The organism is uncultured Dysosmobacter sp. (genome assembly GCF_947631165.1).
GTDB lineage: Bacteria > Bacillota > Clostridia > Oscillospirales > Oscillospiraceae > Oscillibacter.
On record NZ_CANRKH010000047.1, the window covers coordinates 1 to 14287 of the forward strand.

At 59.9% G+C, this 14287-nt stretch carries 17 protein-coding genes, 1 other RNA gene and 1 other annotated feature; of the genes, 5 read left to right on the forward strand and 13 right to left on the reverse strand.

The genetic code is table 11. The features are described 5' to 3' along the window. Positions 1 to 188 precede the first annotated feature (188 nt). A complete protein-coding gene (locus Q0Z69_RS14655; protein ID WP_298035144.1) occupies positions 189 to 2888 on the reverse strand; it encodes a transglycosylase domain-containing protein in 2700 nt (899 codons plus the stop codon). A gap of 319 nt (positions 2889 to 3207) precedes the next feature. On the opposite strand from Q0Z69_RS14655, the gene Q0Z69_RS14660 reads away from it, so the two are divergent. From Q0Z69_RS14660 to Q0Z69_RS14680, 5 genes are all read left to right on the forward strand, one after another. Then, positions 3208 to 3492: a DUF1292 domain-containing protein gene (locus Q0Z69_RS14660; protein WP_298035145.1), complete on the forward strand. Its 285-nt coding sequence runs from the start codon at positions 3208 to 3210 to the stop codon at positions 3490 to 3492. Positions 3493 to 3513: 21 nt separating this feature from the next. After that, positions 3514 to 3713: non-coding RNA, 6S RNA (gene ssrS / locus Q0Z69_RS14665), on the forward strand. A gap of 173 nt (positions 3714 to 3886) precedes the next feature. After that, entirely contained in the window at positions 3887 to 5473 is a 1587-nt protein-coding gene (locus tag Q0Z69_RS14670; RefSeq protein WP_298035146.1) for a peptidylprolyl isomerase, read from the forward strand. 98 nt (positions 5474 to 5571) lie between these two features. Further along, positions 5572 to 6288, forward strand: coding sequence for a tRNA threonylcarbamoyladenosine dehydratase (locus tag Q0Z69_RS14675; protein ID WP_298035147.1), 717 nt, complete (start codon positions 5572 to 5574; stop codon positions 6286 to 6288). Between the two features lie 39 nt (positions 6289 to 6327). Further along, on the forward strand, positions 6328 to 7062 hold the full coding sequence (locus Q0Z69_RS14680) for a DUF554 domain-containing protein (protein WP_298035159.1): 735 nt from the start codon (positions 6328 to 6330) through the stop codon (positions 7060 to 7062). Between the two features lie 86 nt (positions 7063 to 7148). On the opposite strand, the gene Q0Z69_RS14685 is transcribed toward Q0Z69_RS14680, so the two are convergent. From Q0Z69_RS14685 to rpmG, 12 genes are all read right to left on the reverse strand, one after another. Then, on the reverse strand, positions 7149 to 7469 hold the full coding sequence (locus tag Q0Z69_RS14685) for a hypothetical protein (RefSeq protein WP_298035148.1): 321 nt from the start codon (positions 7467 to 7469) through the stop codon (positions 7149 to 7151). A gap of 11 nt (positions 7470 to 7480) precedes the next feature. Then, positions 7481 to 8389 (reverse strand): hypothetical protein, encoded by a 909-nt coding sequence (locus Q0Z69_RS14690; protein WP_298035149.1) that lies wholly within the window; start codon positions 8387 to 8389, stop codon positions 7481 to 7483. Then, positions 8386 to 8943, reverse strand: a complete 558-nt coding sequence (locus Q0Z69_RS14695) for an RNA polymerase sigma factor (protein ID WP_298035150.1) — start codon at positions 8941 to 8943, stop codon at positions 8386 to 8388. The genes Q0Z69_RS14690 and Q0Z69_RS14695 overlap by 4 nt, the downstream gene beginning before the upstream one ends. A 114-nt stretch (positions 8944 to 9057) precedes the next feature. Further along, positions 9058 to 10095, reverse strand: coding sequence for a DUF4179 domain-containing protein (locus tag Q0Z69_RS14700; RefSeq protein WP_298035151.1), 1038 nt, complete (start codon positions 10093 to 10095; stop codon positions 9058 to 9060). Positions 10096 to 10098: 3 nt separating this feature from the next. Then, a complete protein-coding gene (locus Q0Z69_RS14705) occupies positions 10099 to 10569 on the reverse strand; it encodes an RNA polymerase sigma factor (protein WP_298035152.1) in 471 nt (156 codons plus the stop codon). Positions 10570 to 10694: 125 nt separating this feature from the next. Then, entirely contained in the window at positions 10695 to 11063 is a 369-nt protein-coding gene (rplL, locus tag Q0Z69_RS14710) for a 50S ribosomal protein L7/L12 (protein ID WP_298035153.1), read from the reverse strand. Between the two features lie 43 nt (positions 11064 to 11106). Next, positions 11107 to 11640 carry a 50S ribosomal protein L10 gene (rplJ, locus tag Q0Z69_RS14715; RefSeq protein WP_298035154.1) on the reverse strand — a complete coding sequence of 178 codons (534 nt, stop codon included), beginning with the start codon at positions 11638 to 11640 and terminating at the stop codon, positions 11107 to 11109. 33 nt (positions 11641 to 11673) lie between these two features. Continuing rightward, positions 11674 to 11803, reverse strand: a sequence feature (ribosomal protein L10 leader region). A gap of 242 nt (positions 11804 to 12045) precedes the next feature. Continuing rightward, positions 12046 to 12738: a 50S ribosomal protein L1 gene (gene rplA / locus Q0Z69_RS14720; protein WP_298035155.1), complete on the reverse strand. Its 693-nt coding sequence runs from the start codon at positions 12736 to 12738 to the stop codon at positions 12046 to 12048. 93 nt (positions 12739 to 12831) lie between these two features. After that, positions 12832 to 13257 carry a 50S ribosomal protein L11 gene (rplK, locus tag Q0Z69_RS14725; RefSeq protein ID WP_298035156.1) on the reverse strand — a complete coding sequence of 142 codons (426 nt, stop codon included), beginning with the start codon at positions 13255 to 13257 and terminating at the stop codon, positions 12832 to 12834. A gap of 105 nt (positions 13258 to 13362) precedes the next feature. Then, positions 13363 to 13887, reverse strand: coding sequence for a transcription termination/antitermination protein NusG (nusG, locus tag Q0Z69_RS14730; RefSeq protein ID WP_298035157.1), 525 nt, complete (start codon positions 13885 to 13887; stop codon positions 13363 to 13365). 13 nt (positions 13888 to 13900) lie between these two features. Continuing rightward, entirely contained in the window at positions 13901 to 14113 is a 213-nt protein-coding gene (secE, locus tag Q0Z69_RS14735; protein ID WP_298035158.1) for a preprotein translocase subunit SecE, read from the reverse strand. Positions 14114 to 14146: 33 nt separating this feature from the next. Further along, positions 14147 to 14287: 50S ribosomal protein L33 (gene rpmG / locus Q0Z69_RS14740; RefSeq protein ID WP_298035160.1), on the reverse strand; the 141-nt coding region annotated here is incomplete at its 5' end.

The window sequence follows — 14287 nt, forward strand, 5'->3', positions numbered from 1 at the left end:
GCCAGGGAAAACCTGGAGGCTGTCCTTCCGGCCCTGGCCCATGGCCTGGAGATGCTCTCCGGCCGCCCTGCCGACTGCGCCAGGCTGGCGGATTGAGTGCGTCGCTTGCTTCCGCCAACAGGTCGAACCAATAATCCTATGAAAAGAGCGCCCAGCGATATCGCCGGGCGCTCTCTATCTAAATGACGTTATGGCGCTGCGGTGGGACCCCACAGATCGTTCCACCAGTCGCCCTCGCCGCCGCTGGGATCGGCGGGTTCCGGCTCCGCCGGTTCCTCAGGAGTCACCGGCGCGGGCGGCTCCTCCCCGCCATCACCCTCATTGGGATCCGGCGGATTGTAATTAGGGTCGCTAGGGTCCAGGCCCGTGCTGGGGTCGTCCGGATCGCTCACTGGCATTCCCGCATGGACAGGGCATCCGATGATCTCGGGATAGGTCTCTGTACCATCCTCGCCCACCGTGGGCCGCAGACCGATGGCCTTCTCCATATTGGCCAGCAGGTATGCATCATCCTCCGCTTTGACAGTTGGTCCGTAATCGACCCGCTCATAGTCCAGCACGCCCACCTGGGTCACCGACTCTGCGGGGCAGGACTCGGTAGCCAGACACTGGCCCTCGGTACAGTAGTTCACCAAGACGTGCATAGTACAGCTCTCTGTGGGAGCCGTTCCAGAGGCCATGGGGGCGCTGGTAACACGGCTGCCCCGGATATCGGCCCTGCAGGCGTCCGTGGCCAGCAGGCCGCTGTCCGCACAGATCTGCACACTGCTGACGCCGCTGGAGGAGGCTGTGAAGCTCTTGTTGGGCAGATCCTCGTGGACCTTCTGCATCACCAGCTTCCAAAGGGTTATGGCCGGGTTGCCGGAGTAGCTGATGCGGGCGTTGGACTTGTAGCCCGTCCACACCGCCGCCACATAATAAGGCGTATAGCCCACAAAGTAGCGGTCGTAGTTGTCGCTGGTGGTACCAGTCTTACCGGCGATGGTCATGCCGTTGAACCGGGCGGAGGTGCCGGTGCCGGAGGTCACCACACTCTGGAGCATGGTGTTCATCAGATAGGCAGTGGACTCCTTCATGGCCACATGGCTCTCGCCCTCGTTTTCCAGCACCACGGTCTCGTTGCCGTCGGCATCCACCTTGGTGACCCGCAGATAGGTCTTAGGCTCGTTGTAAATGCCGTTGTTGGCAAAGGTCGCGTAGGCCGCCGCCATCTCAACAGTATTCAGGCCATAGGTCAAGCCGCCCATGCCCAGAGGGCTGAGGCCCAGATCCGCCTCCACCAGGCTCAGGTTCAGATTCTCTGTGGCAAAGGCGTAGGACTCCGCCTCGCCTAGGGCCTGCAGCGTCTGCACCGCGATGGTGTTGACGGAGCGGCGCAGGCCGTCTTTCACCATCGTCCGGCCCTTGTAGCCCGCCGGGGAATTCTTGGGCCAGGGATTCCCGTTCAGCGGCTGCACGGGATAGTCGTCAAAGGCGGTTCCCGGCGTCACCGCACCGGCGTCTATCGCCGGGGCATAGACCGTCAGGGGCTTGATGGAGGAGCCCACCTGATGCTTGTCCGTGGCGTAGCTCCACAGCAAGCTGCCCTCCTTCTCGCCCATATCGCCCACGGTGGCCACAATGTTGCCGGTGTAGGGGTCCAGGATGGTGATGCCGGAGCGGATGGGCTGGCCGTCCCGGCTGGTCAGATCCGGGTTGCTACCGCTCTTCAGGTTGGTCCGGTCCAGATAGACGCTCTCGGCGATCTTCTGGATCTTCGGATCCAGCGTCGTATAAATATGGTAGCCGCTATTGTTGATGAGGGTCATGGCCTGCTGGTCATCCAGGGCCAGGCCCGCCTCCACCAGGTCAGCGGCCACGTCCTTGATGACCTGGTCGGTAAACCAGCTGTTGACCTCAGCTCCGCCGGTGGCTTTCTCCACCAGCTCCTTAGCGGTAGCGGTCTCGTCGCCGTCGGTAAATCGCAGGACCTCCTTCTTGGCGGCCTCCTTTTCTTCCTTGGTCAGGTAGGTGGTCCAGGTGGAGGGGTCGCCGTCGATATCGTCCAGGGTCGCGGGGCCGACCACCTCTCCCTTCTCGTCACACATCTTGTCCAGGATGTTCTCCTGGCGCTTCTTGTTCAGCTCCCGGGGGGTCGTGGTGGTGCCGTCATCCCGGGTAAAGGTGACGTCCCGCAGGGGGCCATACAGCGAAGGATTGTTGGTGATGGCGATGAGGCTGGCGCACTCCGCCACGCTCAGCTGGCTGACGTCTTTGCCAAAGTAGTACTGGGCCGCCGTCTGGACGCCGTAGCAGCCCTTTCCCAGATAGATGTAATTCAGATACAGCTCCAGGATCTGCTTTTTGGTGTAGTTCTTCTCAAATTCCAGGGCGCGGAAAATCTCCCGCACCTTGCGGTTCACATAGGGATTGTTGTCCTTGGTCATGTTCTTCAGCATCTGCTGGGTGATGGTGGAGCCGCCGAAGGAGGTGTTCTCTCCGCTGAACATATTCAGCGTGGCCGCAATGGTCCGGGGCCAGTCCACGCCGTTGTGGGTAAAAAAGCGCTGGTCCTCGATGGCCACCACGGCCTGCCACAGCGCGTCCGGCACATCCTCAATGTTGACCCAGATACGGTTTTCCAGGCCGTGGATGTTCTGGTATTCCACCCATTCCTCCGTCTCCTTGTCCTGATAGTAGACCACGGAGCTGAAGTTCATGGTATAATCCTCGGCCCGGACCTGCAGGGTGGGAGCCAAGGTGGTGTTCACATAGGTCATGAAAATACCCACCAGCATCGCTCCGGTACACACGCCGATCAGTATCAGCGTGAACAGGCAGCCAAAGATCTTCCCCGCCGCGCCGCCGCGCCTGCGGGGCGCGCGCTCGTTCCTTTTCTTGTGATCCAAGGGATGTACCTCCTTGTTTTTCATCGATCTCCCAAATCCTCCGCCGCCTGCTTGTCCGCTGGCGGCAGAAGCCTAAACTACACCATAGTATATGTTCTATTGTATCACCCTTTGTCAACATTGAAAATGTCATATTTTATCGAAAAAAAGTTCTGCTTCCGCATGTTTTTTTTCATTTTGGGCAGGATAGTTCTGTCTGAAACGACCAACTTTTCCCCTTTTCCACCACTTCCGCTCTTGCAATCCCGTTTTATTTCAGGTAAAATGAAGCCATAAAGAGATGGCCGGACCACTGCCCGGCCCCGAAGGAGGACCGTTTATGAGTGAAGAATTTGGCCCCACCTTTATCACCGTTACGGACGAGGACGGCAACGAGATCGTGCTGGAATTCGTGGAAGCGCTGGAGTATAACGGCCAGATGTACCAGGCGTTCTTTCCCGCCGAGACCGAAGGCGAAAACGAGGACGATCCCGATAACGGCCTGGTGATCCTGAAGGTGATCCATGAGGACGGCGAGGACCTTCTCTCGACTCTGGATTCCGATGAGGAGCTGGACGCGGTGTACGAGCAGTTCATGGAGCTGCTGTTCAGCGACGAGGAGTAACGCTCCCGAACATGTGAGAAAAGTGCCCTGCGGGGTTCGTGATAGACCTTTTTTTAACCCACATTTCGTTATATGGGATGCCGGATCAGTTCGTGGTTCGCAGGCCTCCCGGCTGCCGTCTGCGGCTGGAAGTTGGAAGCGATAAAGCGCGCTGGAGGCGACCCACCTGTCCGTAAAGGTGCAGGTTATAACGAGGTCTACACGGCCGCTGCGGGGCACCCTTTTGCTCTTTTCAGGCAGAGCCTCCATTTCAGTTTGGTTTCAGGAAATCATTTTAAACTTTGATTTGGATTTTCCACTTGCACTATGTACGGATATCCGGTATAATGGATGAGTGCGTGAACGTTGAAGATTTGCAACATTGCACTTGAATACTTGAGAGGACTGAACACAAATGAGCGCATCTAGAGAAAAGCAGACCCGTCAGGCGCAGGCCAGCAGCGGCTGGACCGATCCCAAGACCCTCCGCGAGGCAGAGCAGCGCAAGAAGGAAAAGCGCAGCAGCATCCTGTACGGCGTCATCGCCGTGGTATTCCTGCTGGTGGCTGCCGCCTGCATCGTCTGGAAGTCCAACGTGATCGAAAAGACCGCTACCGCCGCCACCATAGACGGTGAGAAGTACACGGCCGCTGAGGTGAATTATTACTACAACACCGTTGTCAACAACTTCTACAACAACAATTACTACTACATGATGATGGGCTACATCAGCCTGAACGCCCAGGCTGATCCCGCCACTCAAACCATGACCGAGGCAGACGCCGCCATGCTGAGCATAGAGCTGGAGGAGGGCCAGACCTGGAAGGATTACTTCGTGGACGCGACCCTGAACCAGATGGCCGCCGTCAAATCGGTGCTGGCTGAGGCTGAAGCCGAGGGCTTCACCTATCCCGACAGCGTGCAGGCCGACTACGACGCCCGCATGGAATCTCTGAAAACCACTGCTGCGGCCAACAACATGTCTGTCTCCCAGTATCTGAAGGCTGCCATGGGCGCTGGGATGACGCAGAAGATCTATGGCCAGCAGCTGATGCGGGCTTTGCAGTACACCGCCTACGCTCAGGCCCATGAGGACAGCCTCACCTATGATAACGCCGCTCTGGAGACCGCCTATAATGAGGACACCAGGGTCTACGACAAGGCTGCATACGAGTATGTGTCCATCTCTGGCACCGCTCCCTCCACCACCGACGCCGAGGGCAACGAAGTAGACCCCACCGAGGAGGAGCAGGCCGCCGCCAAGGAGGCCGCCAAGGCCGCGGCGGACAAGCTGCTGGCCGACTTCCGTGCCGGCGGCGATCTGGAGGCCCTGGCCGGCGCCAATGAGGATTACTCCTACAACAATGTGGAGAACGGCACCTACACCAGCTCCGCCCTTCAGGAGTGGGTGTTCAACGACGCCCGTAAGGCCGGCGATTCCGCCGTGGTGGAGAGCGGCAGCACCTACTATGTGGTGGCGTTCCATGACCGCTTCCGGGACGAATACAGCACCGTGGCCGTCCGCCACATCCTGCTGACAGTGGACGACAGCGCTCTGGACACCGAGTCCGACACCTATGAGACCGACCTGCAGGCTCTGAAAGACGAGACCAAGGCCCAGGCCGAGGAGCTGCTGGCCCAGTGGAAGGCCGGCGACGCCACCGAAGATTCCTTTACCGCCCTGGCCAACGAAAAGTCCGCCGACAGCGGCTCCAACACCAACGGCGGCCTGTACAGCCAGTTCCCCAAAAACTACATGGTGCCGGAATTCAACGACTGGTGCTTCGACGCCTCCCGCAAGCCCGGCGACACCGGCATCGTCTACGGCGAGAGCACCAACTACAAAGGCTACCATGTGATGTATTTCGTGGGCGACGATCTCCCCTACTGGCAGGTGCAGGTGTCCGACGCGCTGAAGGAAGAGGCCATGAATGAGTGGTACAACAGTTATGGCGAAGGCCATACCATTGAAAAAGGCTCCGGTATCAAGTACGTGGGCTGATCTTCCAAACGCACGGGAAGCCGGCTGAAAAGCCGGCTTCCCTTTTGACCGCGGCGGGGAAAGCGCCGCGGCCCACACAATTTCTGGGAGGTGCCGGAATGGATGTGCGATTTCTCCGCAATGAAATGCTGTGGGGGCCGGAGGCCCAGGCCCGGCTGGGGCGCGCCCATGTCATCCTCTTTGGTCTAGGCGGCGTGGGCAGCTACGCCGCCGAGTGCCTGGCCCGCTCCGGCATTGGGGAGCTAACCCTGGTGGACAGCGACACGGTATCCGTCACCAACATCAACCGCCAGCTGGAGGCGCTGACCTCCACCGTGGGCCAGCCCAAGGCGGAGGCCGTGGCCGCCCGGCTCCGGGACATCAACCCGGCGGCGGTCCTCCATCCCATCCACGGCCTGTACGACGCGGCCCAGCGGGACCGCTTTTTTCCAGAGGGCTGCCGCTACGACTACATCGTGGATGCCATCGACCTGGTGAGCTGCAAGCTGGACCTGGCGGAAACCGCCCGGCGGCTGAACATCCCTCTGGTCATGGCCCTTGGCACCGGAAACAAGCTGGACCCTTCCCTACTGCGGATCGCCGACATCGCCGAGACCTACGGCTGTCCCCTGGCCCGGGTCATGCGGAAGGAGCTTCGGAACCGGGGCATCCACCACCAGAAAGTGGTGTTCAGCCCGGAAGAGGCTGTGGACGCCCTTCAGCTGGAATCGCCGCCTCCGGGACGGCGCAGTGTTCCAGCCAGCAATCCCTGGGTCCCCGCCGCGGCCGGCCTGCTGTTGGGCAGCGCCGTTGTGCGGGATATCGTGGGCCGCTGAAGTCCCGGAATCTATGAGAGAAAGAGAGAGACCTCCATGTTGACAGGTACCATCATCAACGCCCTGGCCGTGCTGGCCGGCTCCGCCGCCGGTCTGCTGCTGAAATGGCTGGCGGGGCATTTTTCCAGCCGCCTCCCCGCCGGCAGCGCCGCCCTGGGCGGACGGCTCCAGGGCATCATTATGCAGGGTGTGGCCCTCTGCGTGCTGTACATCGGCGTCAGCGGCAGCCTGAAGGGCCAGAACACTCTGATCGCCATCCTCTCCATCGTCATCGGCGCCATCATCGGCGAGCTGCTGGATCTGGACCGCCGGATGCACGCCCTAGGCGACTGGGTCCAGGAAAAATCCTCCAAGCTGATGAAAAACGGCGGCAGCGGTCCGTCCGTGGCGGAGGGCTTCGTCACCGCCAGCCTGCTGTTCTGCGTGGGCGCCATGGCCATCGTGGGCGCTTTGGAAAACGGTCTCACCGGCAATTACGACACCCTGAAGGCCAAATCCGTGCTGGACGGCATCAGCTCCATCGTATTCGCCTCCTCCCTGGGCATCGGCGTGGCGTTTTCCGCGGTGGGCATCTTTTTGTATCAGGGGATCATCTCCCTGGCCGCCTCCTTTTTGCAGCCCTTTCTGGGCGACGCGGTCATCGCGGAGATGACCTGCGTCGGCTCCCTGCTGATCCTGGCCCTGGGATTGAACATGCTGGGCCTGACCAAGATCAAGGTGATGAACCTGGTCCCGGCCATCTTCCTGCCCATTCTGCTGTGTATGGTGATGTAATGAAAGCCCTCCGGTTTCCAAACGAACCGGTTTGACCGGTAAACTTGAAAGCCCCTCCCGCTTGCGGGAAGGGCTTTTTTCTCTTATTAGTCCTCAATGGGCTTCACCATGCTGACGCAAGGTCCCTTACCGAGAGAAACATCGTAATAGACGATCACGCTCCGCCCTCCTGGCGTTGCATAGATGTCTCCGTACATGCCGGAGAGTTCGCCGTCCGGATCTCCCCAAACTTTCAACAGATCTTCCCGAAACACCCCAGCCAGGGCCTTGGTAGCAGCCTCTTCCGTCATGGTGGCCAGCTCCTCTGGGGCGGGGAATTCCGAGCTGCCGGAGCGAGTTCCATACCAGACCCCGAGGGCGCAGACGCACAGCAGCGCCAAAACGCCAACAATCCATTTCTTTTTCATTCTATTTCCTCCTATGCAAAGCAGTCCAATGCCTGTTCCAGCACCGCCCGGACCGCCGCCACCGCCTCGTCGCCGCCGTCGGGGCCGATCACGCGCAGGGAATACAGCAGGCCGTCCTGGATAAAGTAAGCGGCGATGCTGACATAGGAGTTCTCCCGCCGGGGCTGGGAGACCACCAGGGCCGCGTCCTGGCCGTCGGGCATGGCAATGGAGTTGGAATACATGTTCACCGCCTCTGTCCACAGCGCCCCAGTCTCGACTTCCTGGCTTCCGTCGGCCGCCGTCTCCCCGGCGTACTCTGTCCGCAGTTCCGCCCGAAGCGTCAAACGGATCTCCCCGGTCCGGTAGCCCGCTGTCAACGCGGCCGTCTCCACCTGGGCATTCTCGTTTCCATAGACGTAAGACGTGCAGTGTTCAATACCTTTCTTTCGTCCCAGCTCGCCGTCCAGGGGCATCCCCACATAGGTGGCCTGCTCCAGCCAGTCCGCTTCCTCCAGGGGATTGACCAGCTCCACACCCAAATGTTCCGTGCCCTCCGCCCAGGTCTCATGGCTCTGGTAAAGGGAACCGGGCAGGGTACTGGAAAACATTTGCTGTTCCCTGCTCTTGGCGTTCCAGACCGCCCAGTTGTCCCGCAGATGGTCGTGGAGCTCCTGGGAAAAGTCCCCGTCCGGAACTGTCCGCACCGTGCCGTAGACGGAGTAGCTGGACTCCTCTTGGCTGGTGAACAGATCGCCGATCTGAACGCCCCAGATGGCCTCCGCCGCCAGAGCGCCCCCTGCCAGCAGCAGGCAGACGCAGGCCGCGATGGTCAAAGCTCTCTTGAGCGGGATGCGGCGGTGCGCGGGACCCTCCGCCGCGTCCTCCACCAGAGCTGTGTCCACACAGCTCATGGCCTCCAACAGCTCCCGTCCGTTCATACCGTGATCCCCTCCTGTTCCAGATAGTCCCGCAGGCGCTCCCGCGTCCGCATCAATGTCACCTTGGCCCGGCTCTCGCCGCAGCCAAACCGCCGGGCGATGTCCCGGATGGGGTCCCCAAACCAGTACCGCCGCAGGAACATCCGCCGCGTCTCCGCCGGCAGCCCCTCCAAGAATGATGTCAGCAGCGCTCCCAGCTCCTCCCGGTCCGCCGCCTGCCGCTGGCGCAGGCTGTCCGGCACGCAGTTCTCCAGTTCCGCCGTCAGGGCCAGCACCTCGGCCTGACGCTTTTGAGCATTCCGGCGGTCCAGCCGGTCCAGCGCCAGATTGCGGCAGATCCGGGCCAAATAGGCCATCAAATTGTCCGGCCGCTCCGGCGGGATGGCGTTCCACGCCTTCAGCCAGGCGTCGTTGAGGCATTCCTCCGCATCCTGGCGGCTGTGCAGCAGCTGCTCCGTCAGTCGCAGCAGCCGAGACCCATACTTCCCCTGGGCGGCGGGAATGGCGCCGCCGTCCCGATCCCAGAACAGCGCCACGATCTCCCGGTCCTCCATTCCCGCACCTCCCCTTTCGTTCTCACTTTTCCAGACGGATTTTCTTTCTCATGGGTTACAGCATAGCATAAAAAAGTCCGTCTGTCCTCCGACAGGCGGACTTTTTTTGGGTCTTCAGCTCAGGGGATAACAGTCGTCTCCGAACCACAGCGCCTTGACCTGCGTGAGGTCGATGGGCGTGAGCCAATAATAATGCGTGATCCGCTGTCCGCCGTTCTCTGGGCTCCAATGGCTGACGCCGCCGTTGTGGGACAGCTCCGAGCCGTCCTGTAATTCCAGCTTCCAGTTGCCGCTGAGGATGTGGATCATGTCCTTGAACTCCGGATTCTCTTCCTCCGCCATGGTGTAGCAAAAGCCGGTGGAAGTCACCTCCACATTTTGCAGCTCCACTTCCACGGTCTCCCGGGGCTCCAGCCGCTCGCCGGAGACGGTGATGGCCCCCACGGACAGGACCTGCCGTTCCTCAGTCGGCTCCAGGGTGAAGGAAAAGTCCCATGTTCCCCGGAAGATGTCCGTTTTCTGCCCATCGTTTTTTTGCAGGCCCTCCATGTGCAGTTCCCCCCGATAAGTCCCGTCCGCCAAGGACTGGCCCTCAGGCATTACGGGAAGGAAGCGCAGCAACATCATCAGTGTTCCGTCTTCGCCAGCGCCGGCAAAGGGGAGGTCGAACCCATACTCCGCGACCTCTTCCCCCTCTCCTTCCGGCGTCAGTTTGCATTTCAATCCCTGCACAAAGTATTCCGGATTTGTGTTGTCATGCTGGAACGGCTGGAGATCCTGCCCTTCAGCCTTCAGCAGCAACCACAGCACGCTGTCGCCAATGGTGGCGGAATCTACGGTCACGGTGATGCCGTTGTCGGTATCGCTGACGCCGATCTCCTGGGTCAGCCGGTCGATCAGCTCTGTCTGTCCTTTCTCCATGGGACTGCCCCACTGCCTGGCAAACCACTCCTGGATACTGCCGGGAACCGCCAGAGCCGCCACCGCCGTGCCCATCAGGGCAATCACCACCAGCACCGCCGCCAGCATCGCGGCGGGGAGCCTATGCCGCCTGGGGCTCCTTCTCTCTTGTCTTGTCAAGTTCATGACCTCCTGTCTCAATGCTTCGGAGGCATGAATTTCATCAAAGGTCTCCTGGTACAGCTTTTTCATCACTCATTCCTCCGTCAGCTCTGTTTTCAGCTTTGCTCTCGCCCTGGCCAACCGTGTCTGGACGGTGGAGGGATTCAGCCTCAGCAGTTCCCCCACTTCCGCCACAGAATAGCCCTCGTAATAATAGAGGTACAGCGGGATCCGATACTTCCCCGGCATCGCCATGACCGCCCGGAACAGCTCCTCCCGAGCCGGGTCGGAAAATGCCGGTTCCCGGACCATTTCCAGGGACACGGTATGCCTGCGCCATGGACTGCGGGAGATGTCCTTGCAGACGTTCAGCGTCACACGGGCCAGCCAGCGGCGCAGATGGTCTTCATCCAGAAACACCGTCTCCGCTCGCCACAGCCGCAGCAGAGCCTCCTGGGCCGCATCCTCCGCGTCCGGCACACTGCGGAACCAGTTCAGGGCGATGCGGTACGCCATATCCAGATAACGCTCCGCAGCGGCAGTGAATTCCCGTTCTGTCAGCATAGGGCAAGTGCCTCCTTGAAATGCATTTCAACAGTAAAACGTCAGAACTCCCCGAAATATCTCATGAGAGATAAAAAAATTCCCCGTCCGGAGGACAGGGAATTTTTTCTTGTATGGAAGAAAGCTTACTTCAGCTCGACCTTGCCGCCGACCTCTTCGATCTGCTTCTTCAGAGCCTCGGCATCGTCCTTGGAGATGGCTTCCTTCAGGGTGGAGGGAGCGTTCTCGACGGTGGCCTTGGCCTCGGCCAGGCCCTGGCCGGTGATCTCGCGGACGACCTTGATGACCTTGATCTTGGCGGCGGCGTCGAAGCCGGTCAGGACCACGTCGAACTCGGTCTTCTCTTCAACAGCAGGACCGGCAGCGGCAGCGGGAGCGGCCATAGCGGCGGCGGAAACGCCAAACTCTTCCTCCAGAGCGTGGACCAGCTCGGACAGCTCCAGAACAGTCAGACCCTTGATCTCTTCGATCATAGCGGTGATTTTCTCAGACATTGTAATTGCCTCCTAATTGTAATTTTTAAAATTTGTTTGCCGGTCATTCGGCAGCGGCTTCCTCGGCGGCCTCTTCAGCGGGAGCGCCGTTCTTCTCGGCGATCTGCTTCAGGACCACAGCCAGGCCGGTAATGGGAGCCAGCATAGTACCCAGGACCTGCGCCTGCAGGATGGGCAGCGGGGGAATGGCAGCCAGAGAGTTGATGGTGTCCAGATCGACGGGCTTGCCGTCCATGAAGCCGCCCTTGATCTCGAACTTGCCGTCCAGCTTCTTGGCGTAGTTGGCCATGACACGGGCGGGAGCCACGGGATCATCGCACAGCGCCAGAGACGTGGTGCCGTTCAGCAGATCGTCCAGATCATTCAGGCCGGTGTTGTTGAAAGCGAAGCGGAGCAGGGTGTTCTTCACGACCGCATAATCCACGTTGCTTTCGCGGCACTCACGGCGCAGAGCGGTGTCTTCTTCAACGGTGATGCCCTTGTAGTCGACAATCACGCCCGCGGTGGCCTTCTGGATCTTCTCTGTCAGTTGGGCCACGATGGCCTGCTTCTCGGATAAGACCTTTGCGTTAGGCATTCTTGTTTTCACCTCCATAGGAATTGTAGGTGCGTTCAAAAAAGGAAACCGTCCCTGTGCCGCAAAGACACAGGGACGGAGTAGCAATCTTACGATGTGCCGCCCTCGGCAGGATTTCCAGCTTTCGCCCACCTGCTGTCTTTGGAACGCATCTGATATTATATTCAAGGCACCGACAAAAGTCAAGCCTTCAATATACATTTTCGCGCACTTTTTTCAAAAAGCGCACTCCCCTCCCCCCACTCGCACCCGCAAGTGCTCAGGAAAGGTGCCTGGGGAAAATCTGTGGTCAGCGCCGCTGGCGGCGCTTCGCCGATTTCCCCCTTGCCGCCGGGGACGGCGGCTCCAGTGACCGGCGTCACCGGAGGGGGATCTAAAGGAGGGACGAAGTCCCCCTCTTTCATTTTACACCAGCTTCGCCGTATTCATCTTCACGCCGGGACCCATGGTGGAGGCGGCGACGCAGCTGCGGATATACTGGCCCTTGGCGGTGGCGGGCTTGGCCTTGACGATGGCGCCCATGAGCGCGTTATAGTTGTCGGTCAGCTTCTCGGCGCCGAAGGACACCTTGCCGATAGGGCAGTGGATGATGTTGGTCTTGTCCAGGCGGTACTCGATCTTACCGGCCTTGACCTCCTGCACAGCCTTGGCCACATCGGGGGTCACGGTACCGGCCTTGGGGGAGGGCATCAAGCCCTTGGGGCCCAGGAGCTTACCAAGACGGCCCACCACGCCCATCATATCGGGGCTGGCGACCACCACGTCAAAGTCGAACCAGTTTTCCTTCTGGATCTTCTCCACCATGTCCATATCGCCCACATAGTCGGCGCCAGCCTCACGGGCAGCGTCGGCCTTGTCGCCCTTGGCGAACACCAGCACACGGACGGTCTTGCCGGTGCCGTGGGGCAGCACGATGGCGCCGCGCACCTGCTGATCGGCGTGACGGGAATCAACGCCCAGCTTCACGTGTAGCTCGACGGTCTCGTCGAACTTGGCGCTGGCGGTCTTGCAAATGAGGGCCAAGCCTTCGGCAGCTTCATACTGCATATTCTTATCGATCTGCTTGGCGCTTTCCTGATATTTCTTGCCTCTAAACAATGTTACTTCCTCCTCATAGTGGTTCTTCGGAACGGGTCTGAGCCGATCCTCCCACTGTATCGGGCGGCTTTCAGCCGCACGGCTAGTCGTTAATTAGTCGCCCACGACAACGCCCATGGAGCGGGCGGTACCGGCGATCATGCTCATGGCGGACTCCAGATTGGCGGCGTTCAGGTCCTTCATCTTGATCTCGGCGATCTTCTGGATGGAGGCCTTGGAGATGGTGGCCACCTTGGTCTTGTTGGGCACACCGGAGCCGGACTCGATGTTGCACTCCTTCTTGATCAGGACGGCCGCGGGGGGCGTCTTGGTGATGAAGGAGAAGGAGCGGTCAGCATACACAGTGATGACCACCGGGATGATCATGCCCATGTCATTCTTGGTACGCTCGTTGAACTCCTTGGTGAAGGCGGCGATATTGACGCCGTGCTGGCCCAAAGCGGGGCCAACGGGGGGAGCGGGAGTTGCCTTGCCTGCAGGGATCTGCAGCTTTACATAACCAGTAATTTTCTGTGCCACGGAGTAGCACCTCCTAAATCATAAATGTGGTGGCGGACGAGGACCGTCCGTCTTTGGCGGGACCTGGGCGGTCCCTCCCACTTGTGCGCCGGCGGGCGCGGTTGCTCAGTTCAGGACTTCGACCTGATCCAGTTCCAGGTCCACGGGGGTCTCCCGTCCGAACATGGATACCATCACGCTGACCCGGTCCTTCTCCGGCTCGATCTCTTCCACGATGCCGGTGAAACTGGCCAGCGGGCCGTCCACGATCCGCACATGGTCGCCCACGTTGTACTTGACGACGATCTCGTGCTTCTCCATACCCATGGCAAGCACCTCTTCCTCCGTCAGGGGGATGGCCTTGTTGGCGGTGCCCACAAAGCCGGTGACGCCGCGGACATTCCGCACCAGATGCCACGTATCGTCGGTCATGACCATCTTGATCAGCACATAGCCTGGGAACACCTTCCGCTCCACTTCTTTGGTGGCGCCGGACTCGGTGACCTCCGTCACGGTCTCCATGGGGATCTCCATCCGCAGGATCATATCCTCCATGTTGCGGCCGGCGACGAATTTTTCGATGCTGGTCTTGACGGCGTTCTCATAGCCGGAATAGGTATGGATCACATACCACTTCGCGCTGTCTGACATAGCTCCTTACTCCTTAAGCGCCGAACAGGCTCAGGATCATCTGCACGGCGGAGATCGCCACGAAATCGAAGACCCAGATGCAGGCGCCGATCAGCAGGGAGCAGAGCAGCACAGTGCCGGTATTCTTCGCCACGGTCTGCTTGTTCGGCCAAACGACCTTTTTCAGTTCGCTTTTCATCTCGCGGAACCAAAGGCCGCGATCTTTCTTCTTCTTTTCTTCTGCCATGTTTTCACACGCCCTTTCTTAAATTCGTCGCCATTACTTGGTCTCGGTGTGGAGCGTATGCTTTTTGCAGAAGCGGCAATACTTGTTCAGTTCCAGCTTGTCCGGGGTGTTCTTCTTGTTCTTCATCGTATTGTAGTTTCTCTGCTTGCACTCGTTGCATCTCAAAGTGACTTT